The sequence below is a fragment of the Martinezella sp. CNPSo 3732 genome (assembly GCF_057784515.1).
In genome coordinates, this window is sequence record NZ_JBXSOO010000021.1 from 99,766 (window position 1) to 122,530 (window position 22,765).

General features: G+C 60.6%; 23 protein-coding genes and 1 tRNA gene. 12 read left to right on the forward strand and 12 right to left on the reverse strand.

Annotated features, from left to right (window positions below; translation table 11 throughout):
- Positions 1 to 328 precede the first annotated feature (328 nt).
- Positions 329 to 856 carry a GcrA family cell cycle regulator gene (locus tag AC13RM_RS26400; RefSeq protein WP_113229382.1) on the forward strand — a complete coding sequence of 176 codons (528 nt, stop codon included), beginning with the start codon at positions 329 to 331 and terminating at the stop codon, positions 854 to 856.
- 192 nt (positions 857 to 1,048) lie between these two features.
- Here the strand turns inward: AC13RM_RS26400 and phoB are convergent, their stop codons facing one another.
- The 7 genes from phoB to phoR all read right to left on the reverse strand — a co-directional run bounded on the left by phoB (position 1,049) and on the right by phoR (position 8,680).
- Positions 1,049 to 1,732 carry a phosphate regulon transcriptional regulator PhoB gene (gene phoB / locus AC13RM_RS26405; RefSeq protein WP_004128368.1) on the reverse strand — a complete coding sequence of 228 codons (684 nt, stop codon included), beginning with the start codon at positions 1,730 to 1,732 and terminating at the stop codon, positions 1,049 to 1,051.
- 31 nt (positions 1,733 to 1,763) lie between these two features.
- Complete coding sequence (phoU, locus tag AC13RM_RS26410; protein WP_015338719.1) at positions 1,764 to 2,477, reverse strand: phosphate signaling complex protein PhoU; 714 nt, start codon at positions 2,475 to 2,477, stop codon at positions 1,764 to 1,766.
- 51 nt (positions 2,478 to 2,528) lie between these two features.
- Positions 2,529 to 3,344: a phosphate ABC transporter ATP-binding protein PstB gene (pstB, locus tag AC13RM_RS26415; protein WP_374824757.1), complete on the reverse strand. Its 816-nt coding sequence runs from the start codon at positions 3,342 to 3,344 to the stop codon at positions 2,529 to 2,531.
- A 15-nt stretch (positions 3,345 to 3,359) separates the two neighbouring features.
- The gene (gene pstA / locus AC13RM_RS26420) at positions 3,360 to 4,661 is read right to left on the reverse strand and encodes a phosphate ABC transporter permease PstA (protein ID WP_374824809.1); all 1,302 of its coding nucleotides are present in this window, start codon (positions 4,659 to 4,661) and stop codon (positions 3,360 to 3,362) included.
- A gap of 29 nt (positions 4,662 to 4,690) precedes the next feature.
- Positions 4,691 to 6,172, reverse strand: a complete 1,482-nt coding sequence (pstC, locus tag AC13RM_RS26425) for a phosphate ABC transporter permease subunit PstC (RefSeq protein ID WP_374824760.1) — start codon at positions 6,170 to 6,172, stop codon at positions 4,691 to 4,693.
- Positions 6,173 to 6,234: 62 nt separating this feature from the next.
- Entirely contained in the window at positions 6,235 to 7,254 is a 1,020-nt protein-coding gene (locus tag AC13RM_RS26430) for a substrate-binding domain-containing protein (RefSeq protein WP_374824763.1), read from the reverse strand.
- 199 nt (positions 7,255 to 7,453) lie between these two features.
- A complete protein-coding gene (gene phoR, locus AC13RM_RS26435; RefSeq protein ID WP_374824766.1) occupies positions 7,454 to 8,680 on the reverse strand; it encodes a phosphate regulon sensor histidine kinase PhoR in 1,227 nt (408 codons plus the stop codon).
- 273 nt (positions 8,681 to 8,953) lie between these two features.
- On the opposite strand from phoR, the gene ppk2 reads away from it, so the two are divergent.
- On the forward strand, positions 8,954 to 9,835 hold the full coding sequence (gene ppk2 / locus AC13RM_RS26440; protein WP_113229387.1) for a polyphosphate kinase 2: 882 nt from the start codon (positions 8,954 to 8,956) through the stop codon (positions 9,833 to 9,835).
- Positions 9,836 to 9,859: 24 nt separating this feature from the next.
- Here ppk2 and AC13RM_RS26445 read toward each other — a convergent pair whose 3' ends face one another.
- A complete protein-coding gene (locus tag AC13RM_RS26445; RefSeq protein WP_488555852.1) occupies positions 9,860 to 11,107 on the reverse strand; it encodes a serine/threonine-protein kinase in 1,248 nt (415 codons plus the stop codon).
- A gap of 384 nt (positions 11,108 to 11,491) precedes the next feature.
- On the opposite strand from AC13RM_RS26445, the gene AC13RM_RS26450 reads away from it, so the two are divergent.
- The 4 genes from AC13RM_RS26450 (at position 11,492) to AC13RM_RS26465 (ending at position 13,513) form a co-directional block, all read left to right on the forward strand.
- On the forward strand, positions 11,492 to 12,451 hold the full coding sequence (locus AC13RM_RS26450) for an NAD(P)H-dependent flavin oxidoreductase (RefSeq protein WP_113229414.1): 960 nt from the start codon (positions 11,492 to 11,494) through the stop codon (positions 12,449 to 12,451).
- 137 nt (positions 12,452 to 12,588) lie between these two features.
- Positions 12,589 to 12,664 (forward strand) — tRNA-Thr (locus AC13RM_RS26455).
- A gap of 274 nt (positions 12,665 to 12,938) precedes the next feature.
- Positions 12,939 to 13,187, forward strand: a complete 249-nt coding sequence (locus tag AC13RM_RS26460; protein ID WP_113229389.1) for a DUF982 domain-containing protein — start codon at positions 12,939 to 12,941, stop codon at positions 13,185 to 13,187.
- Positions 13,188 to 13,261: 74 nt separating this feature from the next.
- A complete protein-coding gene (locus tag AC13RM_RS26465) occupies positions 13,262 to 13,513 on the forward strand; it encodes a DUF982 domain-containing protein (RefSeq protein WP_113229390.1) in 252 nt (83 codons plus the stop codon).
- A gap of 263 nt (positions 13,514 to 13,776) precedes the next feature.
- Here the strand turns inward: AC13RM_RS26465 and AC13RM_RS26470 are convergent, their stop codons facing one another.
- The gene (locus AC13RM_RS26470) at positions 13,777 to 14,382 is read right to left on the reverse strand and encodes a class I SAM-dependent methyltransferase (RefSeq protein WP_069611385.1); all 606 of its coding nucleotides are present in this window, start codon (positions 14,380 to 14,382) and stop codon (positions 13,777 to 13,779) included.
- 302 nt (positions 14,383 to 14,684) lie between these two features.
- Here AC13RM_RS26470 and AC13RM_RS26475 point away from each other — a divergent pair, with 302 nt between their 5' ends.
- Both AC13RM_RS26475 and AC13RM_RS26480 read left to right on the forward strand, forming a co-directional pair.
- Positions 14,685 to 15,563, forward strand: coding sequence for a glycosyltransferase family 2 protein (locus tag AC13RM_RS26475; RefSeq protein ID WP_113229391.1), 879 nt, complete (start codon positions 14,685 to 14,687; stop codon positions 15,561 to 15,563).
- Between the two features lie 152 nt (positions 15,564 to 15,715).
- Complete coding sequence (locus tag AC13RM_RS26480) at positions 15,716 to 16,015, forward strand: putative quinol monooxygenase (protein WP_113229392.1); 300 nt, start codon at positions 15,716 to 15,718, stop codon at positions 16,013 to 16,015.
- A 76-nt stretch (positions 16,016 to 16,091) separates the two neighbouring features.
- Here AC13RM_RS26480 and AC13RM_RS26485 read toward each other — a convergent pair whose 3' ends face one another.
- The 3 genes from AC13RM_RS26485 to AC13RM_RS26495 all read right to left on the reverse strand — a co-directional run bounded on the left by AC13RM_RS26485 (position 16,092) and on the right by AC13RM_RS26495 (position 18,303).
- Entirely contained in the window at positions 16,092 to 16,493 is a 402-nt protein-coding gene (locus tag AC13RM_RS26485) for a hypothetical protein (RefSeq protein ID WP_113229393.1), read from the reverse strand.
- A gap of 265 nt (positions 16,494 to 16,758) precedes the next feature.
- Entirely contained in the window at positions 16,759 to 16,911 is a 153-nt protein-coding gene (locus tag AC13RM_RS26490) for a hypothetical protein (RefSeq protein WP_162738095.1), read from the reverse strand.
- A 165-nt stretch (positions 16,912 to 17,076) separates the two neighbouring features.
- Positions 17,077 to 18,303 carry a LysR family transcriptional regulator gene (locus AC13RM_RS26495; RefSeq protein ID WP_113229415.1) on the reverse strand — a complete coding sequence of 409 codons (1,227 nt, stop codon included), beginning with the start codon at positions 18,301 to 18,303 and terminating at the stop codon, positions 17,077 to 17,079.
- 441 nt (positions 18,304 to 18,744) lie between these two features.
- Here AC13RM_RS26495 and osmF point away from each other — a divergent pair, with 441 nt between their 5' ends.
- The 4 genes from osmF to AC13RM_RS26515 all read left to right on the forward strand — a co-directional run bounded on the left by osmF (position 18,745) and on the right by AC13RM_RS26515 (position 22,749).
- Entirely contained in the window at positions 18,745 to 19,653 is a 909-nt protein-coding gene (gene osmF, locus AC13RM_RS26500) for a glycine betaine ABC transporter substrate-binding protein OsmF (protein WP_113229394.1), read from the forward strand.
- 233 nt (positions 19,654 to 19,886) lie between these two features.
- Positions 19,887 to 21,053 (forward strand): ABC transporter permease, encoded by a 1,167-nt coding sequence (locus AC13RM_RS26505; RefSeq protein WP_440479778.1) that lies wholly within the window; start codon positions 19,887 to 19,889, stop codon positions 21,051 to 21,053.
- 5 nt (positions 21,054 to 21,058) lie between these two features.
- On the forward strand, positions 21,059 to 21,997 hold the full coding sequence (locus AC13RM_RS26510) for an ABC transporter ATP-binding protein (RefSeq protein ID WP_488555856.1): 939 nt from the start codon (positions 21,059 to 21,061) through the stop codon (positions 21,995 to 21,997).
- Positions 21,994 to 22,749 carry an ABC transporter permease gene (locus AC13RM_RS26515; protein WP_440479779.1) on the forward strand — a complete coding sequence of 252 codons (756 nt, stop codon included), beginning with the start codon at positions 21,994 to 21,996 and terminating at the stop codon, positions 22,747 to 22,749. Before AC13RM_RS26510 ends, AC13RM_RS26515 begins: the two co-directional genes overlap by 4 nt.
- The last annotated feature ends 16 nt before the right edge of the window (positions 22,750 to 22,765 follow it).

Consider the following 22,765-nt stretch of genomic DNA (forward strand, 5'->3'; position numbering starts at 1 on the left):
CACTATTGATGTTTTGCATCGCGATGTCAACAAAACTGGCGTTTTAGCAGGTGCGAGATAACGCTTGCGGGCAAAAGAGATAGGTTCGGCGGCGCCTATTGCAGAAATGCCACGCCTGGGCAGCAAGTTGGGGAAAACCTCGAAATCGATTCCTCAAGATTCTCGCGACTCTTGTCACGGAGTCAGCCTCACACTAGGTTAAAAAGCAATTGCTAGACTGCATGCGGCGGAACTAGTCACCACAATTTTAGAGCGTTTCGCGCCTCGTTCCCATGCGAGGCAATGGTGAGGGATTCTGCCATCGGAAACGCGACAGCGGAGACAGGGCATGAATTGGACAGACGAACGCGTCGAGAAGCTGAAAAAGCTATGGTCCGAAGGGTTGAGCGCCAGCCAGATCGCTGCGCAGCTCGGTGGCGTGAGCCGTAATGCCGTCATCGGCAAGGTGCACCGCCTGAACCTTCCCGGCCGAGCGAAGGCGGGCGGCACGGCAACCGCAGCGCGCACGCCGAAGCGCAGCGCAGCTGCACCCCGCGCCGCGACCTACGGATCGCGCGTTGCTACCCGCACGGTCGTCGCCCGCCAGCAGGGCGCAACCATGCTGAAGGAAGAGATCGAGATCGATTCCGTCAATGAAATCCAGTATCGTCCGGCATCGAACGTCGTCGTTCCGATCTCCCGCCGCCTCGGCCTGACGGAACTGACGGAGCGCACCTGCAAGTGGCCGGTCGGCGACCCGCTGAAGGACGACTTCCACTTCTGCGGCAATGACAGCCCAGATTCTTCGCCCTACTGCACCTATCATCAGCGCATGGCATACCAGCCGGTGCATGACCGCCGTCGTAACAACGGCTGAAAGCCACAGCAAGACAATGAGAAACGGGCCCTCGAGGCCCGTTTTTCTATTTCCGCCGCTATTTAAAGCACGTCACGATCTTTCAGATTCGCTTCCTGTGCTTTAGGTTTTCCGTCTGGCGCATGTCGTTCTCGCAAAACCGCTACGCACTTTTGGGCGACATGCTTTAGTGATACCCGAGCGGCAAGCCGCTCAGGCTTCCATGGAATAGCCCGCGCCGCGAACGGTGCGGATGACATCCTGCATATTGGAGAAATTGAGCGCCTTGCGCAGGCGGCCGACATGGACGTCGACGGTGCGTTCGTCGACGTAGATATCGTGACCCCATACGCCGTCGAGCAGCTGCGAGCGCGAGAAGACGCGGCCGGGCGAGGACATCAGGAATTCCAGCAGGCGGAATTCCGTCGGCCCCAGCCGTACTTCGCGGCTCTTGCGGTGGACGCGATGGGTTTCGCGGTCCAGCTCGATATCGCCGCAGCGCAGCACCGTGGAGAGAACCTCCGGGCGGGCACGCCGCAGCATCGCCTTGACGCGAGCCATCAGCTCCGGCGTCGAGAACGGCTTGACGACATAATCGTCCGCGCCGGTCGAAAGCCCACGCACGCGCTCGCTTTCCTCGCCGCGGGCCGTCAGCATGATGATCGGCAGTCGCTCCGTCTCCGGCCGCATACGCAGCCGGCGGCAGAGCTCGATGCCCGATACGCCGGGGAGCATCCAGTCGAGGATCAGGAGATCGGGGATGCGCTCCTGGAGACGCAGCTCGGCCTCATCGCCTCTGAGGATCGTGTCGACCTCGAAGCCTTCGGCCTCAAGATTGTAGCGCAGCAGAACGCTGAGCGCTTCCTCGTCTTCTACAACAGCAACTCTCGGAACCATGCGCCTATGGTCTCCTTTCTTCGCTTCCAGATTATTCCGTCACTGCGCCGACGGTATTGGCGGTATCGTCCTTCGGGCGTTCGCCTTCCGGCTGAGCACCTGTCGCCATGTAATAGATCGTCTCGGCGATATTGGTGGCGTGGTCGCCGATGCGCTCGATGTTCTTGGCGCAGAAGAGAAGATGCGTGCAGGTGGTGATGTTGCGCGGATCTTCCATCATGTAGGTCAGCATCTCGCGGAAGAGCGAGGTGTACATGGCGTCGATTTCCTCGTCACGTTCGCGGATCGACACGGCCTTGTCGGGCGAGCGGGTCGCGTAGACATCGAGAACTTCCTTGAGCTGGCTCAAAGCCAGTTCGGAGAGATGCTCGATGCCGCGGGCGAGACGGCGGGGGACACCGGTGCCCTGCACAGCGATGACGCGCTTTGCGGTGTTCTTGCCGAGATCGCCGACGCGCTCCAGATCGGAGGCGATGCGGATCGAGCCCATGATTTCACGAAGGTCCGCTGCCATCGGCTGACGGCGAGCAATGGTGACGATCGCCTTGTCGCCGACTTCGCGCTCGGCATGGTCAAGAACGACGTCATCGGAGATGACTTTCTGGGCCAAGGCAGCGTCGCTGTTGACCAGCGCGCGTACGCTGTCGCTAACCATCTGCTCGGCCAGGCCGCCCATTTCGGCAATGCGGCGCGTCAGGAACTTCAGGTCTTCGTCATAGGCTGAGAGAATGTGGGTGGAGACCATTTTTCTATCCTCAAGGTGAACTGTGTGAAATGAGCCGCGCGCCTGACATCATCAACCAAAACGGCCCATGATGTAATCCTGCGTGCGGTAATCGTCGGGATTGGTGAACATCTTATCGGTGTCGTTCTCCTCGACCAGGTGGCCGAGATGAAACATTGCGGTACGCTGCGAGACGCGGGCTGCCTGCTGCATGGAATGCGTCACGATGACGATGGTGAAATTCTCCCGAAGCTCGTGGATGAGATCCTCGACCTTGGCGGTCGCGATCGGATCGAGCGCCGAGCACGGCTCGTCCATCAGGATGACCTCCGGGCTGACCGCAACGGCGCGCGCGATGCACAGACGCTGCTGCTGACCGCCCGACAAGCTCGTGCCGGCGTCATGGAGGCGATCCTTCACCTCGCCCCAAAGACCAGCCTTCTGCAGGCTTGTTTCGACGACATGCTCGAGATCGGCCTTTGAGCGATGCAGGCCATGGATGCGCGGGCCGTAGGCGACGTTCTCATAGATGGACTTCGGAAACGGGTTGGGCTTCTGGAAGACCATGCCGACGCGGGCGCGCAATTCCACCACGTCGATGCCGTCGTCGTAGACATCCTGATCGTCGAGCGTGATCTTGCCGGTGACACGGCAGGTCTCGATCGTATCGTTCATGCGATTGAGGCAGCGCAGGAAGGTGGACTTGCCGCAACCGGAAGGGCCGATCAAAGCCGTGACCGTATTCGCACGAATCTTCAGATTGACGTCGAAGAGCGCCCGCTTGTGGCCGTAATAGACCGAAACGTCCTGGCCGATCATCTTGTAGGGGATCGTCATCATCTTCTTGGACAATGCTTTTTCGCTGGCGGCTTCCGTCATCATGTTCATTTCGTGCGCCCTCCCTTACCAGCGCCGCTCGAAACGGCGGCGCAGCAGGATGGCGCCGATGTTCATCGCGACGAGGAAGAAGAGAAGCACGATGATGGCGCCGGATGTCCTTTCGACGAAGGCCCGCTCGGCTTCGCTCGCCCACATGTAGATCTGCACCGGCAGCGCCGTCGAAGGGTCGAGCGGCGATGTCGGATAGTTGGCGACGAAGGCGACCATGCCGATCAGAAGCAGCGGCGCGGTCTCGCCGAGCGCGTGGGCAAGCCCGAGGATCGTGCCCGTCAGGATGCCGGGCATGGCAAGCGGCAGCACGTGATGAAAGACCATCTGCATGCGCGATGCGCCAAGCCCGAGCGCCGCGCTGCGGATCGACGGCGGCACGGCACGCAAGGCCGAGCGCGTGGCGATGATGATCATCGGCAACGTCATCAGGCTCAGCACGAGACCGCCGACCAGCGAGGCCGAGCGCGGCAGACCCATCATGTTGATGAAGACCGAGAGGCCCAACAGGCCATAGACGATCGAGGGGACGGCAGCGAGATTGTTGATGTTGACCTCGATCAGATCCGTCAACCGGTTCTTCGGCGCGAACTCTTCTAGATAGATCGAGGCGGCAACGCCGACCGGCAAGGCCAGCACGAGAACGGCCAGCATCAGGTAGAACGAGCCGATCAGAGCGACGCCGAGTCCGGCGGCTTCGGGCCGGCTCGAATTGCCCGACAGGAAGAGACCGCTGTTGAAGGCCTTGTAAAGCACACCGCTTTCGCTGAGTTGCTTCATCCAGGCGACCTGGCGGTCGGATATCTTGCGATCCTTCTCATCGACTGTCAGATCGATTTGGCCCTTGTTGGCGGAATCGATATTGGCGCTGGCGAGGAACGTGACCTTCTGCGTCGCCCCTATGATCGAAGGATTGGCGACGACCTTGTCACGCAGTGCGATCCTGGCGCCGTCCGACACCATCGCCGTCGCCTCGCGAACGAGCGCGCGATTGGCCGGATCGATGCCGAGCGCTTTCACTAGTGCATCGCGCACCAGTACCGGGTAGTTGGCAGCGATCAGCACCTTCGGATCACTGGCGCGCTTGGCTGCGGGGTCTATCACCTTCTCGGAGAATTCGATCGGCAGGGTGATCGACGTCTGAACGAAGGTGGTATAGCCAGTGCGGACCACGGTCGAGATCAGGATGACCAGGAAGACGAGACCGAAGATGACGGCGGTAATCCCATAGGCGCGGAAGCGGCGCTCGGCGGCGTAGCGCCTGGCGATGCCGATATCGCGGCGCACGGGCACACCCGGCGTCAACCCGCGCGGCATGTTGAGCTGAGAGGAGGATACGACGCCGCTCATTCGTATTGCTCCCTGTATCGACGGACGATGTAGAGCGCGTAGACGTTGAGGCAGAGCGTCAGGCAGAACAGCGTGATGCCGAGAGCGAAGGCGACGAGCGTCTGCGGCGAAGTGAACTCCAGATCGCCGGTCAGCTGATTGACGATCTTCACCGTGACGGTCGTCATCGGCTCGAAGGGATCGAACTGCATGCGCGCGGCAACGCCTGCTGCCAGCACCACGATCATGGTTTCACCGATCGCCCGCGACGTAGTCATCAGCAGCGCGCCAACGATGCCCGGAAGGGCGGCCGGCAAGAGAACGCGCTTGACCGTTTCCGACCGGGTGGCGCCAAGCCCGAGCGAGCCGTCGCGCAGCGAACGCGGCACGGCCATGATGATATCGTCCGATAGCGAGGAAACGTAAGGAATGAGCATCACGCCCATGACGAAGCCGGCCGTCAAAACGCTCTGCGCCTCGATGAAGCTTCTGTAGTTTCCGGTCATCAAGCCATCGATCTCGGCGGAGATATCGCGCAGGAAGGGGCCGACTGTGACAAGGGCGAAGAAGCCGTAGACGATCGTGGGAATGCCGGCCAAAACCTCCAGCATCGGCTTGGCGATGGAGCGGACGCGAGCCGAGGCATATTCGGCCATGTAGATCGCCGCAAACAGGCCGATGGGCACGGCGAAGAGCATGGCCACGAGCCCGATATAGATCGTGCCCGCCAGCAGCGGGATCAGACCGAAGGTGCCCGAGGTCTGCGCGCCGGCGCCGGTGAAACGCGGGTCCCAGACGGTACCGAAGAAGAATTCGCGGGCCGGCACCATGTTGAAGAAACGCGATGCCTCCGAAAGCATGGAAACGACGATGCCGACCGTTGTCAGCACCGCGATGGAGGAGGCAACGATCAAGGCTCCGAGGATGACCTGCTCGACCCGGTTGCGGGCGCGAAAACGCGGTGCGATCGCGCGAAGGCCATGGGCTGCGCAAAGCAACGACAGGACGATCGCCGCCGCCGACATCACCAACCGGCTCACTTCACGCATGCCGTTATACTTGTTGGCGGCATCGATCATGTAGCCAGTGGGGCGAACGGCGAGCGGAACTCCCTTCTGCGCCAGCAGCAACTGCAGATCGGCCTTGCCGCCTGCGACGTCGGCAAGCTCCCGGCTGTCGAGCAGGCGCATGCCACGGGCGATGCTGCGCACCATGCCATAGCTGAGGTTGAGTTCGGCCGGCGGCAGAGACTGAATTTCCTCGGGAAAGGATTTGGTCACCAGGCGGTCGATGACGATGGGGCCGGCGATCAGCCAGACGCAGATGAGTGCTAAGGGCGGAAGCACCGCCCAGATAGCGGCATAGGCGCCGTGATAGCCGAGCCGGGAATGCATAGACGAGGACCGGCCGCCCGATAGCGCAGCCGCCCTCACCCGCCCCAGCACGAAAGCGGAGGCGCCGAAGATCGACAAGCACAGCAGCAGCAGCGATACACTCATTCCCATTCCCCGGCGAACGCCGGCGCAGCGGAAAGCCGCACCGGTGCTCGATCCTTACGCACTCACATGATCTTCCCGCCCGCGACATCCTTGCGGATCTGGTCGCGTTCTGCATCCGGCGCAGGCACGAGGCCATATTCCGCCAGCGGGCTATCCGGTCCGATCATCTGATCGCTCGTGAAGAAATCGACATATTCCTTGAGCCCCGGGATGACACCCAGATGGGCCTTCTTGACGTAGAAGAACAACGGACGCGATACCGGATAAGTGCCGTCGGCGATCGTCTGGCCCGAGGGCACGATGCCGCTGACGGTGGCGACCTTCAGCTTGTCGGCGTTGTTCTGGAAGAAATACAGGCCGAAAACGCCGATGCCATGCTTGTTGGCATTGATGCGGGCCAGCGTCTCGGGATAGTCGCCGTCGATATCAACAGCGGCGCCATCCTTGCGCACGGCAATGCATTTCTTGGCCTGCTGGCCGGCATCGGAAACTGTGGCCTTGATGACATCGGCTGCGCCTGAAGCCTTGCAGCTGGCGGCAAGCACCTTCTCTTCGAAGACTTCGCGCGTGCCGTGCTTCTCGCCCGGAATATAGGCAGCGATTTCAAAATCCGGCAGCGATGGATTGATCTCAGACCACTTCTTGTAAGGATTGGCAACGAGCTTGCCATCGACGACCACTTCGGCAGCAAGTGCCTTGTAGAGATCGACCGGTTCGAACTTGATGTCGGGATTGCTCTTGTCGAAGGCAAAGACGATGCCGTCATAGCCGATCTTGATCTGCTGGATATCGGCGACGCCGGCGGCCTTGCAGGCTTCGACTTCGCTGTCCTTGATGGGACGCGACGAATTGGCGATGTCGATGGAATCCGTTCCGACGCCCTTGCAGAATTCCTTCAGGCCGGCTCCGGAGCCGGCGGACTCGACCACAGGGGTCTTGAAGTTGGTGAAGGTCTCGCCGAAGGTTTCGGCAACGATCTTGGCATATGGAAATACGGTCGATGAGCCGGCAACCTGAATTTGGTCGCGGGCAGTTGCAGTGCCGGCAACGGCAGCCGATGCAACCAGCGCAAGAACGGACATTTTCAAAGCATTCACAACGAATCCCCCTGATGAGCTTTGAAGAGCGCCGAGGTGGAGGCCACATCCACTTTTCGGCAGTCCATTCTTACTGGCGAAAACACCGCCCTTTTATGTCAGGCGAGTGAAACAATTATGACAGGCTATATGCCTGATATAATTTGGATAAATCGCCACCTAAACGAGGAATAGGCGGAGGTTGTCAGAAGCGGACCGTAAAGTCGGTTCCTTTTCCGACTTCCGACTTTACGATCAGCCTGGCACGGTGGCGGGTCAGAATATGCTTGACGATGGCAAGCCCGAGACCGGTCCCCTTCTTGGACCGGCTGTCCTCAACGTTAACGCGATAGAAGCGCTCGGTCAGGCGCGGCACATGTTCTGCGGGTATGCCCGGCCCCTTGTCCGAGACGACCACTTCGACGGCTTGGCCGGCACCGCTGAGTAGCGAAACCTCCACCGACTTGCCTTCCTGGCCGTATTTGCAGGCGTTCTCGATCAGGTTCTCGAAGACCTGCACGAGCTCGTCTCTATCCCCCAATACCTCCACCTTGCCCACCGGCAAATGCAGATTGATGGTCACGTCGAGATCCCTGGCAAGCGGCAGCAGGGAGTCACGCACATGACCGAGCAATGGGACGAGATCCACTTTCTGATCCGGCGCGATATGCGACTTCAGCTCCAGGCGCGACAGCGACAGAAGATCGTCGACCAGCCTGCTCATGCGGGTCGTCTGATCGAACATGATGCCGAGGAAACGCTGCTGCGCCTTCGGATCGGCTTTGGCAGGCCCCTGGATCGTCTCGATGAAGCCGCGCAGCGATGCCAAGGGCGTGCGCAATTCATGGCTGGCATTAGCGACGAAATCGGAGCGCATGCGGTCGATGTGGCGCAGTTCGGATATGTCGCGGAAGGAGAGCAGGAAGAGAGCATCTTCCTGCTTGTCGATCTCGGGCAGATCTATCGGTGCGATGCGCACGACATAGACACGCTCCGAAGGCAGGCGCTCGGAATGCTCGATCTGGTTCGGCGTATTGGTCGCGATGGTCTCGCGTACCATGTCGAGCAGACCCGGCGAACGCAGCTTGGAGGAAATATGTGCGCCGATCGGAAAGGCACCGAAGGCTTTTTCGACGGCCATGTTCTGTACCAGCACCGACGCCTCGCGGTCGATGATCAGCACCGGCATGTCGAGTGCCGCCAGTCCGGCAAAAGCGGTGTGCAGCAAGGCTTGAGGATCGGCGGGCGCCGTCTCAGCCGGCGGTGGCACGACCACGCGCTCCACCAGGGGCGGGCGAAGCAGCGTGACAATCATGACGATGGCCCAGATCCAGAATACGGCGCCGGTGTTGATGCCTTCGACCAGGGCGAGTGCGGCAATCAGCGTCGCCAGAACCAGGATCGCACTCTCCTGCCGCAGCCGAACTGCCAACCTCCTGACAAATGACCATTCGTCTTCCAACTGCGCCGTCCTTCGCCTGACATCATGGAACGCTGGATTCCGCGTCTTATCTGCGATTCATGACAGAAGTATTCGGCTCTATCCACAGAAGCCAGTAACTGGCAAAAATAAATGTAGCCGGCAAAAGAGGGTGGCGGCAAAAGGCTTGAAACTATTGGATAAATGCCCCAGTTTTCTGGCCAAGCTTTTTTGCCGCCGCCGGTGGCAGGGTTAACGCTATGTAAACAGCCGAGGAGCCGACATATGGGGGAGAAGACAGGAAGCCGGGCGGTGGAGCTGGATATTCATGGCATCAAGCGCATATTCGATGTCGATGATCCCATCCTGCCGAGCTGGATCGATGACGAGGCACTGACCTCGGGTGGCTATCCCTACAAGAAGAAGCTGAAGGAAGAAGAATATCTCGATGAGCTGAAAGCGCTGCAGATCGAACTCATCAAGGTGCAGTTCTGGCTGCAGGCGACCGGCAAACGGGTGATGGCGCTCTTCGAAGGCCGCGATGCCGCCGGCAAGGGAGGCTCGATCGCTGCGACCTCAGCCCATATGAACCCTCGTCTGGCGCGCGTAGTGGCGCTGACGAAGCCGACCGACCGCGAGGCCGGCCAATGGTACTTCCAGCGCTATGTCGCCCAGTTTCCGACGGCGGGCGAATTCGTGCTCTTCGACCGCTCCTGGTATAACCGCGCCGGGGTCGAGCCGGTCATGGGCTTCTGCACGCCGAAGCAATACGAGCAGTTCCTGAAGCAGGCGCCGCAGATGGAAAAGCTCATCGTCCAGGACGGTATCCATTTCTTCAAATTCTATCTCGATATCGGCCGGGAGATGCAGCTGAAGCGTTTCCACGACCGGCGCCATGATCCGCGCGCCGTCTGGAAACTTTCCTCGATGGATATCGCCGCACTGCCGAAATGGAAGGACTACAGCGAGAAGCGCGACCGCATGCTGAAGGAAACGCATACGGACCACGCGCCCTGGACTGTCCTCCGCGCCAACGACAAGCGGCGCGCGCGCCTGAACCTTATCCGTCACATTCTGCTGACGCTCGACTATGACGGCAAGGACAAGGAAGCCATCGGCAAGGTCGACGAGAAGATCCTCGGCATGGGATCGGATATCCTCGCCTGACGAGTTCGAAGCATCGCCCGGGACTTATTGCCCGGGCAGGACGCGGATGGCGTAGATATTGACGCCACGGGCCTTGCCATCGACATCGCTGTTGATGATCAGGCGGCCCGAACCGGTCGGCGCCATAGCGCGATCGAATTTGAGCTGGAACAGTGAATCCGTCTTTTGCCGGCTGACGGTGAAACGATGGCGGCCGCAACGCCCGAGTGAACCGAAATCGCACTCCACTGTGATCTGCGTCGGTGCATCTGAGGTGGACTGCAAAGTCAGCGCGATCGTCGAGGCTTTTCCCGCCATCTGCTGCAGCATATTGACGGGCACCTCGATCGAGCCACTGCCGTCCGCACCGCTGCTGAGCGAGGTCAGCCGCATGGCCGGTCCCTCGTTCTCCGAGACGTTTTCAGCCTTTGACTGCGGGCCGGTCGTCACCTTCGGCGCGTCGGTGGGCTTCAAGATCTCCAGCCATTCCGCCGAGAAGCTGTTCTGCGGATCGATGGTGGCGAGGCCCGGATTGACCGGACCGCTATTGTCGTCCTGGTCCGACATATCGTCGTCGTTGCCGTTGCCGCTGAAATCCTGAGAATCGACATGTGCCGGCGGGTTGGGCACGCTCGTATCCCGCTGGGCGGCAGACATGAGCAGGCCCGAGGTCTTGATCCACCAGGCACCGACGCCGAGGAAGGCGAGCAGAATGCAGAAGACCAGCAGGCGCGAGAAGAACTTGCGCGGCTTGCGGCGCACGGCCGCCCGCTCCGGCTTGAAGTTCATCGACCGCGCCGGCGGCGCATCGGCCGTCGGACGCACATCGCTGTCCGCACCGAGATGATCGGCGGGTCCGGCGCGCATATCGCCGAAATCGTCTTCACGCGCCGCCAGCTCCGCCGAGGTCGGCTCTGCCGGAACAGCGGGGCCTGCCGACATTGGCGGGTCGCGTGTTTCTCCGCGCACGCTCATGACGGGTTCCTGCGGCGTTGCCGCTGCCTGCCTTGCATGGGACCCGGGCACAGAAGGAGAAACATGCGGAGCATCCAGCTCTGGCGAAACCGGTATCGCCTGTGCGGGACGGGCGCGCTCCTCGGCCTCGATCTCGCGGATCGTCGCCTCCAGACGCTGGCGCTGGGCGGCGATGACGTTGACATCGGTAATGTCCTGCTTGCGAAGGCCGGCTTCCAGAGCCTGCCGCGCAGATTGATAGATGCGAGCCCGAATTTCCGGATTGGTGCGATCAGACCGATCCAAGGCGCTTCTGATAGCCGTTTCTAATCCGCTCACATCCGATCCTTTACGCTCACTCGCACCATACGCGCATACTCTACCGATAAGGCAGCCATATTTTCATCATCCGTTAACCGGATTCGGTAGCGCCCAGTTTTGCAATACGCAAGCCTTCGGCAAGGGTTAAGGGCACTCGGGCGGGGATAAATCGCAAAGACGACGCAAATGGGGTGGAGGTGGGGCAGTAGGCAGTAGGCAGTAGGCAGTAGGCAGTAGGCAGTAGGCAGTAGGGGAAGATAGCCGGGACGGGACGGTCAAGCACTATTGCCTATTGCCTATTGCCTATCGCCTATTGCCTGTTGCCTGCTGCCATCTTCCCCTCTCGATAGACATCTGCTATCCCTTTTGACGTTTTCGTAAACGTCAAAAGGGATGATGTTCATGGCCCTCCCCTCCATCCTGACCGAGCGTCTGCGCCTGCCGGTCGTGGCTTCGCCGCTTTTCATCATCTCCCACCCCGCCCTGACGCTGGCCCAATGCAAGGCCGGCGTCGTCGGCTCGTTTCCCGCGTTGAACGCGCGCCCGGAAAGCCAGCTCGACGAATGGCTTGCCATGATCACGGAGGACCTTGCCGCACACAATGCCGCAAATCCGGATCGTCCTGCAGCTCCATTTGCGGTCAACCAGATCGTCCATACGTCGAACAAGCGCCTGGAACACGATCTGATGCTCTGCGTGAAATACAAGGTGCCGATCGTCATTTCCTCGCTCGGCGCCGTGCCCGAGGTGAATGCGGCCGTGCATTCCTATGGCGGTATCGTGCTGCACGATATCATCAACAACCGGCATGCCAATTCGGCGATCCGCAAGGGTGCGGACGGGCTGATTGCCGTCGCTGCCGGTGCCGGCGGCCATGCCGGCCAGCTTTCCCCCTTCGCGCTGGTGCAGGAAATCCGCGAATGGTTCGACGGGCCGCTGCTCCTGGCCGGCGCCATCGCCACCGGCGGCGCCATCCTGGCCGCCCAGGCGGCCGGCGCCGATCTTGCCTATATCGGCTCGCCCTTTATCGCCACGGAGGAGGCGCGCGCCGTGGACGCCTACAAGCAGGCGATCGTCGAGGGAACCGCCGCCGATATTGTCTACTCCAACTATTTCACCGGCGTCCTTGGGAATTACCTGAAGCCCTCGATCCGTGCCGCCGGCCTCGACCCGGACAACTTGCCCGAGGCCGATCCTTCCAAGATGGATTTCGAGGCCGCCACCACCGGCGTGAAGGCCTGGAAGGATATCTGGGGTTCCGGCCAGGGCATCGGCGCCGTCAAATCCATCCAGCCGGTATCCACCCTCGTTGACCGGCTGGAAGAAGAATACCGGCAGGCACGCGCCCGGCTGGCACTTTGATCGTGCGCGAAATGCGGTACTTTTTCACAAGCATCCCGCTTTTTTGCCAAATGGCAATTTGAGCGCTTGAAATCTGGCCACATAGACTGTATCAGCGCCATGCAAATCGCGGGGCCGAACCGAATGCTCCGGAGAATGCCGCTTTAGCTCAGTCGGTAGAGCACATCATTCGTAATGATGGGGTCACGTGTTCGAGTCACGTAAGCGGCACCATTTGTCCTGTCTATCCCCAATATCCTCAGTTCCATTTCAGGCGCTACCAGTCTTCTGTCGATTCGCCCGCGCCGTCGACCAAATTTGTCGCGAGAAGTACCGATCTTCGCGTGATCGGCCAGTCATGCACTCGGGCGCGATTTTGCTGATAGCGCAGGCGTGCGGGCGACGATTGATCACATATGCCTCGAAGCGGTCGGCAGATTAAGAAAGTTAAATGCACGCCCATGGCAAAAGGCCCAAAACAGCCTCTGCTTTGACGGAGTCTGCTACCATGAACATCGTGCCGCACTTCTCTCCAATCCGCGTCATTCGCAACGATTCCGGTGAAGTGAAATCCGTAGGCACGGCCGACGAAGTCTGGAAGACGCTTCTCGATGACTGGCCTTCGGAGGAAGGCGACTGCTTTCTGTCTGCATTGCTCATCTGCATCGACGTCCAACGCGGCAGGCGAGCACCGGAAGAAGCGCGCGTCGCCTTCATTGCCGCGGCGGCCGAAGCGGGAGTTCCCTTGCTGTCGTGACGCTGCGGATTCGACCGGCAGGCCTCCTGGAACATTCCAGCCAACGGCACGTTGACCGCGGAAGGAGAAACTTCATGGCCCAATGGTGGAGCAAACCCGTAATCGTCGAGACCCGCAAGACGGGCGACCGGCTGGTGATATCGAATGCGGAACGCGCCCTGGAATACATGGCGAAGGAGTGGCCGACGCTCGAGGATGGGCAAGCCTACAAGACCGCCCGAAAAGCGTTAGCGGACGCGCATGAGGGCTCGCTTGAGGCGGAGAAGGCCAGGGAGGCCTTCATCGCGGCTTTGCAGGAAGGCGATATCTTCATCTTCGAGGATTGAACCTGAGTCGGCCCGTGATCGGCCGGTATTCAAAATCCTGGTGGGAAGCTCCTCGCCAATAAGTCTGCCGCGTCAATCATCTGGCGTCAGGCGCTGAACGGCAGTGGCCTTATCGACCTCGTATCAGCGACGGGCGCCTGCTGGCAGGCCATGACGCCTAAAGCGCAGTGCGATCTTTCAGAATCGCTTTTCGCGCTTCAGGTCTTTGATTTTGCGCATGTTATGTTGTCGCAAAACCGCACCGCGCTTTTGCGGGGCATGCTTCAGAGCCGCTTCAGCGAGAACGAAAAATGCCCGTGGGATTCCAGGGTCATGTATTCGAACTGCCAATGGAAATCCTTGCAGAACTTGGTGCAGGCTTCGACCACGCCATATGGAATGGCATCAACGACATTGCCGGTGCAGAAGTCGTGGCCGGCGATGCGGCCGTCCTGCTTGACCTTGAAGTGGCTGATCTGCAGCTCCTCCAGGGTCGTCTCGTAGCTGTGATTGGTGTCGACATAGACCCAATCGAAAAAGCTATTGGGAAATTCCGAAAGCCGCACGGTGGAATAGCCCTGGACGATGCGCAGGCGGCCTTGATCCAATGCGCCCCGGAATTTTGACCTGATCTGCTCCAGGCCCTCCTGATAGCGGGGCGTATCCCACGCGTCGATCAGGTAAAGCTCCCGCGGCGCATTCTTTTCAAAGATCTCGGCGGTGAAATCGCCGAAGGCCGCACCGATCTCGGCACAGACGCCGCCATGCGGCAGGCGGTGCAGAAGCTCGCCGCGATCGGGCAGCAGCCGGGCATTTTCCATGTGATGCAGGCCGAGCTGCGTATGCGGCATGCCGCTCTTGTACTGAAATCTCGAGTCGCGCGTTTGCATTTGGCGGCGGATACCTTCGATATCGGCTGAAGGGCAGATCGCATAGACGACCTGTTTCTGGACCGTGGATGCTGCAAGTCTTGGCATTCATGGCTTGCGTCAGGCATTCGAGCCGATCACAAATGCCGGCCGGCGAGACGGCCGGCTCTTTCGAGACGCTCTATCGACGGCTGTAAATGAGCCAGCCGCCGACAACGAAGCAGCTTTTGCGCGCAATCCGTTGAATGCGTGCGATTGGCACAACCAAAGATTCAGCTTTTGGTGGTTCCGTGCACCTGGGGATCATATTCTGGAGGATGTTCATGAAAATTGCCGTTGGCGTGCCGACATGCGGTCGCAAGGCGATTCTCGCCGCGATGATCGATAGATTGGCAAAGCAAGCGCGCAAGCCGGATCATCTCTTCCTGTGTCCGGCCAAGGGCGATGACATCGATACGGAGCACTTACGTTCCGCACCCTTCCCCGTGACAATCGTCTCTTCACCGCAGGGAAGCTGCCCGCAGCGCAATGCCATCATCGATGCAGCCGTCGGCATAGATGTGGTTGTCTTCTTCGATGACGATTTCTTCCCGGCAACGAACTATCTCTCCGAAACGGAAGCCCTATTTGAGGCGGATGAAGAGATCGTTGTGGCGACCGGCGAAGTCGTTCGTGACGGTATCCTTGGACCGGGCCTGACGGCGGACGAAGCGGATGCGGCGCTCGCAGCCGATGCCACGCCCTTTCCGGTGCCAACGATCGAGGACACGCACAACGCCTATGGCTGCAACATGATTTTTCGCCGGAAGCAGATGCTCGCAAATGGCATCTATTTCGACGAGGATCTGCCGCTCTACGGCTGGCAGGAGGATGTGGATCTGTGCCGGCGGCTGCGTCCTTTCGGCAAGATCGTCAAGTTCAATCGCCTGCGGGGCGTCCATCTCGGCGTCAAGACCGGCCGCACATCGGGCCTGCGCCTTGGGTACTCCCAGGTCGCCAATCCGCTCTATCTCGTCAAGAAGCGCTCGGTATCGCTGAAATGGGCGCTGAAGCTGATGGGCGGCAATATCGCCTCGAATGTCGTCGGCTCCGTCAGCCCACCGCCCTATATCGACCGGCGCGGTCGCCTGCAGGGCAATCTCCTCGCGGTCAGCCATCTGCTGAGCGGATCGCTCGATCCGAAATACATCAACCGGATGTGAACGCCGCGATCCAGCAAGAATCCCATGCGCGATAAAAATTGAAGTTTGGCGTTCGAACGGTCCCGTTCCGTGGTAATGGTTGAAACCGGCCACACATCCGGTGGCATCCGCTATTCCCCATCCGTATTGAATATCGTTTCAAGGACATTTCCATGATTCACGTACTCGCCATCCTCACCGCCCACCCGGGCAAGCGCGCCGAGGTGCTCGAAGCATTTCAGGCGAATGTTCCGGCCGTCCATGCTGAAGACGGCTGCATCGAATATACCGCCGTCGTGGATGTCGAAGGGGCCGATCCTGCCTTTGGGCCTGATACGTTCGTCGTGGTCGAGAAATGGGAAAGCCTAGCCGCGCTGACGGCGCATGCCGCTTCCGCGCATATGGCTGCCTATGGCGAGAAGGTGAGGCATCTGATGGCCGATCGCGCCGTTCACGTGCTGAATCCGGCATGACCCAATGCTGTCGGACAGCTCGTAAACTCATCCTCAGACGGCGCCGAAAGGCGCCGTTCTGCCATCGGACAGGCCCTCAGTTGTGCGAAAAATGCGGCTGGCTGTAATAGCGCCAGTGGCCGCCGCCGCCATGCCATCCGCGATGGCCGCCGGCATACCAGCCATGATGGTATCCGCGCCCGCCATACCAACCATGGTGATGGCGATAGCCGCCATAGCCACCGAAAACGCCGAATACCCCCAAGGGATAGTAGGGCTGGTCATAGCTGTAATAGGGTCGGTCATAGCCATAATACGGCGCGTAATAGCCGTAATATGGGCGATAGTAGTGATGGCGGTAATAATAGTGATGATGATAGTGCCTATGGACGATCATCCGATGGTGGTGTCCATGATGATGGTGAGGACGCGCCTCGGCATAGGTTGCCGGCAACACGACCATACCTAGCGCAATCAGCGCTGTTGCCAGAATTTTCATTTCCAGCCTCCTTGAATGCCGGACGTAAACGCTACTCGTATTACTCGCGTCCTCCGGACGATATAATAAACGCAATAGCGCCTTCGAAAGTTCCGCTATCCCTTGGAGAGCAGGCGTTTTCGCGACATCGCCATAGGTCCGCCTAAGCGCGATCGCGCACTTCTCGTCTGATGGGTTTCAATCGGTATCGTCAGGACGGAAGGAGGAGGACGCGCTAGATGGGTAGTCGCAAAAACGGCGCCCGAAGGCGCCGTTTTCATGCCAATCAGCTGCCGTCAGGCATGCGAGAAATGCGGCTTGCTGTGCCAGCGATGATGGCGATCTCCATGCCGCCACCCTTCATGGCGATGCCAGCCATGATGATGAGGGCGATAGTCGCGATGATGATGTTGATGCCAGCGGTGATGGTGATGATCACGCGCCTCGGCATAGGTAGCAGGTAAAACAATAACGCCTAATGCGACGAGCGCCGTTGCAAGAATTTTCATGTATGGTCTCTCCTTGGGTGCCGAACGCGCCCCCCGGCTGCGTACGCCCGGACTAACCTAACCGACCTAAACGCGAAGATGCCGCATTTGTTCCGCTACCCGGGGGATGACGAGCGCTTTCGTGTCGTACCCATCTCTCCAACCAATTCGCGAACCGCCTGCTGGATCAGCCGGCAAGCTTCCATCGAGGCTTTACGACCGTTATGGGCGAGATGATAGGACAGCGGCAAGATCTCATCGGGCTCGACGATGCGAACCTTGTCGGCGATCGGAAGCGCGCTGACGCGGCCGAGAAACGACACATAGCCATGATTGGCGACGAGATCGACGATGACGGGCAGGGAATCGGCCGAGGTGATATCGCGGCCGCGAAACCGGCGGCGATCGCGGCTGTCATAGCCGAAGGCCGTCGCGGCATTGCCGATGCCGGTCCGGGGGCTCGGCACGCAGAGCGGATGGTTTTCGACGAGCGCGGCAAACGTCTGCTCCGTGCTATCGGGCGGGGCGATCGCTACCATGTCCGTGGCGACTAGTTCCACATGTTCGAAGGCGTCGAGGCCGAAGACGGAATCAACGATGGCGACATCGATGCGGCCGGACCGGAGCGCCTCGCGCAAATCGTCGGCCGTCATCAGCAGCAGCGACAGCATGTTGCTGTTGCCGCCGATGTTCCAGCGCGATACCAGGCTCGCGAGCGAGCGCGCCACCCAGCTTTCCGAGCCTGTGGGAATAATCGAGCCGATGCGGACCGCCCGCGCAGTGCGCTGAAAGCGCTCGTCCGCCGCCGCTTTCATCTCGTCCCAGGCCTGTGCGATCGCGGCGAGAATGGCGTGAACTTCCTGGCCGGCCTCCGTCAGCACCGAGCCCTGCGCCTGCCGGGCGAACAGGCGGCAGCCGAACAATTCCTCCAGATTTGCGATCTGCAGGGAGAGCTGCGGCTGGCCAAGACGCAGGCGGCGGGCAGCGCGATTGATGCTGCCCTGATCAGCGACCTCGAGGAAACGTTCGATGGTTGCGATCTTCAGCGGCAGGCGCGCGGCCCATTGGTCATAGTCCCCTGGCGCTGGCGGCTCCTTCACCAGAGCGGAGAGTTGGCGGATACAGCTGAGAATGGGCTGCAGGCCTTTCTGGACCTTCGAGCTCGCCAGAAGGGTCGCAAGCTCGCCGGAGGCACGCTCGACAAGCTTCATGGCAAGCTCCGTTTCGAGCCGGCGCAGAGCACTGGAGACGGTCGAGGCCGAGAAGGAGAGCCTGCGTGCGGTCTCCCTCACCGAGCCGATGGAGAACACCATGTCGGCTATGAACAATGCGCCGAGATACAAATCAGCCCCCTCAGCCGCGGCGCGCATCCTGGCTCGACCGCAGCAATATCAACGATATCCCGACGATATGACGTGTTCTCGAAAAAAGATATCCCTAAGCCGAAAAGCGGCGGCTATCGTTTCTTGCCGCCTACCGATCCAGCCGTAAAATGAGATCGGAACAGCGCCAAACGGGTAAGGGGAACAAAAACAAACGCACTTGCCCCCGAAAAAAGAAATCCAATTTCGCGCGGATGTCGAGTACGCTCGTCATAATCGCGCGACTGCAACGGGTATTCGGAGCGCATCGACTTTTCCGCGATGAGCGCTAACTGCCTGAAGCAGCCACAAATTCGCTTGGGGGCCGCCGGTCCGCTCCAAGCCTGCCTGTCCGGACTGCGGCCCTTCAAGGCGGCGCGGGCAAGCAGAAGAACGATTTAACGGGGTACAAAGGGAAACATCATGTTCAAGAAGCTTGCACTTGCCGCCACGCTGACGGCTCTCCTTGCCAGTGGCGCCAGCGCTGCCGACGTCGTCGTCTCCTCCAAGATCGATACCGAAGGCACGCTGCTCGGCAACATCATCCTCGCAGCACTCAATGCCAACGGCATCAAGGCGCAGGATCGCATCGCTCTCGGCACGACGCCGGTCGTGCGCAAGGCGATTACCGCGGGCGAAATCGACATCTATGCCGAATATACCGGCAATGCCGGCTTCTTCTTCAACAAGGCCGACGATGCGGCCTGGAAGAACCTGCAGCAGGGCTACGATCTCGCCAAGAAGCTGGATTACGACGCCAACAAGATCGTCTGGCTGACGCCCTCGCCGGCCAACAACACCTGGGCGATCGCCGTGCGCAACGATGTCGCCGGTCCGGCAAAACTGAAAACCATGTCGGACTTCGGCAAGTGGGTTGCCGGCGGCGGCTCGATCAAGATCGCGGCCTCTTCCGAATTCGTCAATTCTCCGGCAGCCCTGCCGGCCTTCGAGACCACCTACAGCTTCAAGCTGAAGCCGGATCAGGAAGTCGTGCTTTCGGGCGGTGACACAGCCGCGACGATCAAGGCTGCGGCCGACCAGACCAACGGCGTCAACACGGCGATGGTCTACGGCACCGACGGCGCCATCGAAGCGGCGGAACTGACCGTTCTCGAAGACGACAAGAGCGTGCAGCCGGTCTATGCACCGACGCCGATCATCCGCGAGGCCGTGTTGAAGGCCAATCCGAAGATCGAAGAGGTTCTGGCGCCGATCTTCAAGGGCCTGACCGCCGATGTGCTGCGCAAGCTGAACGGCCGTATCCAGGTCGATGGCGAGCCGGCTAAGGCTGTTGCCGAATCCTACCTCAAGGACAATGGCTTCCTGAAGTAAGGCATTGACGCTGCTCTCGAGCATGATGCCGAAAAGTGTAAACGGTTTTCGGACGACATCATGCTCTACTCCTCTGGTTCCGGAGTGGATTCAGATTTTAGGTCCAACAGACCTAAAATCATCCGCTCCGGCGGCTCCATTTTGATAGAGTGGAGCCGCGGACATTCGAATGGGCATGATCTTGTCCGAACCCGCCTTGAATTTTAGGCTCATGCGCTGACGGAGCTTGCCTGATGGAAGATGCGCTAGCGGCCCGCAGAGTGGACCGCCTCGGAGTGGTATTGGTGGCCGGCGGCGCGCTGGCAACGGCCTGGATGCCGTTCATCATCGTCAAGGCAAACCGCATCGCCGCCGGCAAGCCGCAACTGCTGACGCAGCTTCTTGCCCAGCCGTCCGCGCTATGCCTGCTCGTCCTTCTGGGCGCGGCCGCGCTAGCCGCGCTTTTCCTGCGCAACCAGCTTATTCGCCTCGGGATAGTAACACTCGCGATCGCCATGCTGATATTGACCCTTGGATTGGTCTCAACGGCCGCGACGCCGGCCAGCAGCACGGTGGCGCGCATTACGCCCGGCGGCTCCTTCTGGGTGCTGCTGGCAGTGGTGGGATTGATGATTTCGGATGCTCTGGTGAAGCTCCGGCTGACGCCCTGGCTGCGGGTCGCGGCACTGGCTGTTTACGCCGCGCTGCTTGCCGTCGTCCTGCGCTCCGGCCTGCTCAACAATCTCTCGATCATGAAGGAATATGCCAATAATGCCGACAAATTCTGGCATGAGGCGCTCAACCATGTGTTCCTGTCTCTGGGCTCGGTCGCCATTGCCATCGTGCTGGCGCTGCCGCTCGGCATCTTTTGCTATTGGCAACCTGGCATCCGCGCCGTCGTGCTGCGGGCGCTGAGCCTGGTGCAGACCATCCCCAGCCTTGCCCTCTTCGGCATTCTTATGCTGCCACTAGGCTATATCGCCGCCAACGTGCCTTTCGCCGCGGCAATTGGTGTCAAGGGCATCGGCGTGGCGCCGGCGCTGGTGGCACTCGTCATCTATTCGCTGCTGCCGATCGTCGCCAATACCGTCGTCGGCCTTGCCGGCGTCGACCCTTCCGTGCGTGATTCCGCCGCCGGCATGGGGCTGACGCGCCGGCAGATCCTGACCGGTATCGACCTGCCGCTCGCCTTTCCGGTCATCCTCACCGGCATCCGGATCGTGCTGGTACAGGCGATCGGGCTGGTGACCGTCGCAGCCCTGATCGGCGGTGGCGGCTTCGGCCTCTTCATCTTCCAGGGTATCGGCCAGACGGCCAATGACCTCGTGCTGCTCGGCGCCGTGCCGACCGTCTTTCTCGCCTTCTCATCGGCCGTCATCCTCGATGCGGTCATCGACAGCATCCGGGGACAACGCGCATGACCAACATGATCGAGCTCAAGGGCGTCACCAAGCGTTATGGCAACGCCACCGTGGTCGACAACGTCAGCATGAGCATGGAAAAGGGCACGATCACCGTCATCGTCGGCACCTCCGGCTCCGGCAAATCGACGCTGATGCGCATGATCAACCGGCTGGTGCCGATATCGGCCGGCCACATCTCCGTTGCCGGCGAGGATATCATGAATGTGCCGGCGACCGAGCTTCGCCGCCGCATCGGCTATGCCATCCAGGGGCACGGGCTTTTTCCGCATCGCACCGTCGCGCAGAATATCGCCACCGTCCCCGAGCTGCTCGGCTGGGAGAAGACGCGCATCGATGGTCGTGTCGAAGAGCTTCTCAACCTCTTCCATCTCGACCCCGGCACCTTTGCGGGCAAATATCCGAGCCAGCTTTCTGGTGGCCAGCAGCAGCGCGTCGGCGTCGCACGCGCGCTTGCAGCGGAACCGGAGCTGCTTTTGATGGACGAGCCCTTCGGCGCGCTCGACCCGGTCATCCGCGGCAAAGCGCAAGACGATCTTCTGGCGATCCAGAAGCAGTTCGGCACGACCATCGTCCTCGTCACCCATGACATGGACGAAGCCTTCCATCTCGGCGACCAGATCGCGGTCATGAGCGGCGGCAAGCTTTTGCAATGCTCAGAGCCCGAGAAGATCCTGACGGAACCCGCCGACCCCTTCGTGCAGCAGCTCACCGGCACGTCCGACCGCGCCTTGAAGCTGATGTCGCTGCTGCCGCTGAAGGAAAGCATGCAGCCGCCGCGGGCGGGCCTCGGCTACAGCCTGCCGCAGAGCCTCAATCTGCGCGACGCATTGGCGGAATTGATTTGGCAAGGCGCGGACGAGGCGGCGGTTGAGGACGAGCGCAAGATGCCCGTCGGCTCGATCTCGATCCAGCATCTGATCGAGCTGGGCCGCAAAGCATGAGATTTCTCGCCGCCAATCTCTTTCGCGTCCTGGCCCTGGCATTGCTGCTTGTCATGCTGCTACGTCCGGAATGGCTGACGCCTGTGCTGGCGCCGCTGACGAAATTCGGGGCGTCGCCGATCTATACGCAGAACAGCCTGCCGAGCCTGGCGCTCAGCCATCTCGAGCTGATCCTTGTCTCGATCGCCGCGAGCGGCATTCTGGCGGTGCTCGGCGGTATCTTCGTCACGCGACCCATCGGCGCCGATTTCCTGCCGTTGTCGCGGGCGATCGCCAATGCCGGGCAGACCTTTCCGCCGGTTGCCGTGCTGGCGCTTGCCATTTCGACCACCGGCTTCGGCGCTGTGCCGACATTCATCGCGCTGTTTCTCTATGCGCTGCTACCGATCTTCGAGAACACGGTTGCCGGGCTGCAGCAGGTGCCCGCCTCCGTGCTCGATGCCGCCGACGGCATGGGCATGAACGGCTGGCAGCGCCTCTTCCGCGTCGAGCTGCCACTCGCCCTGCCGCTCATCATCGAGGGGTTGAAGATCGCGACCGTCATCAATATCGGCACGGCGACGATCGGCTCGACCGTCGCCGCCAAGGGGCTGGGTGAAGTCATCATCGCCGGGCTGATCAACGACAACACCGCCTTCATCCTGCAAGGCGGCCTGATCGTCGGCCTGATGGCGGTGCTGATCTATGACGGTATGGAGATGATCGAGCGGTCCGTTACACGCAAGATCGGCCTCCAACCCCATGGAGATTGAGGGCGATCACAGCCTG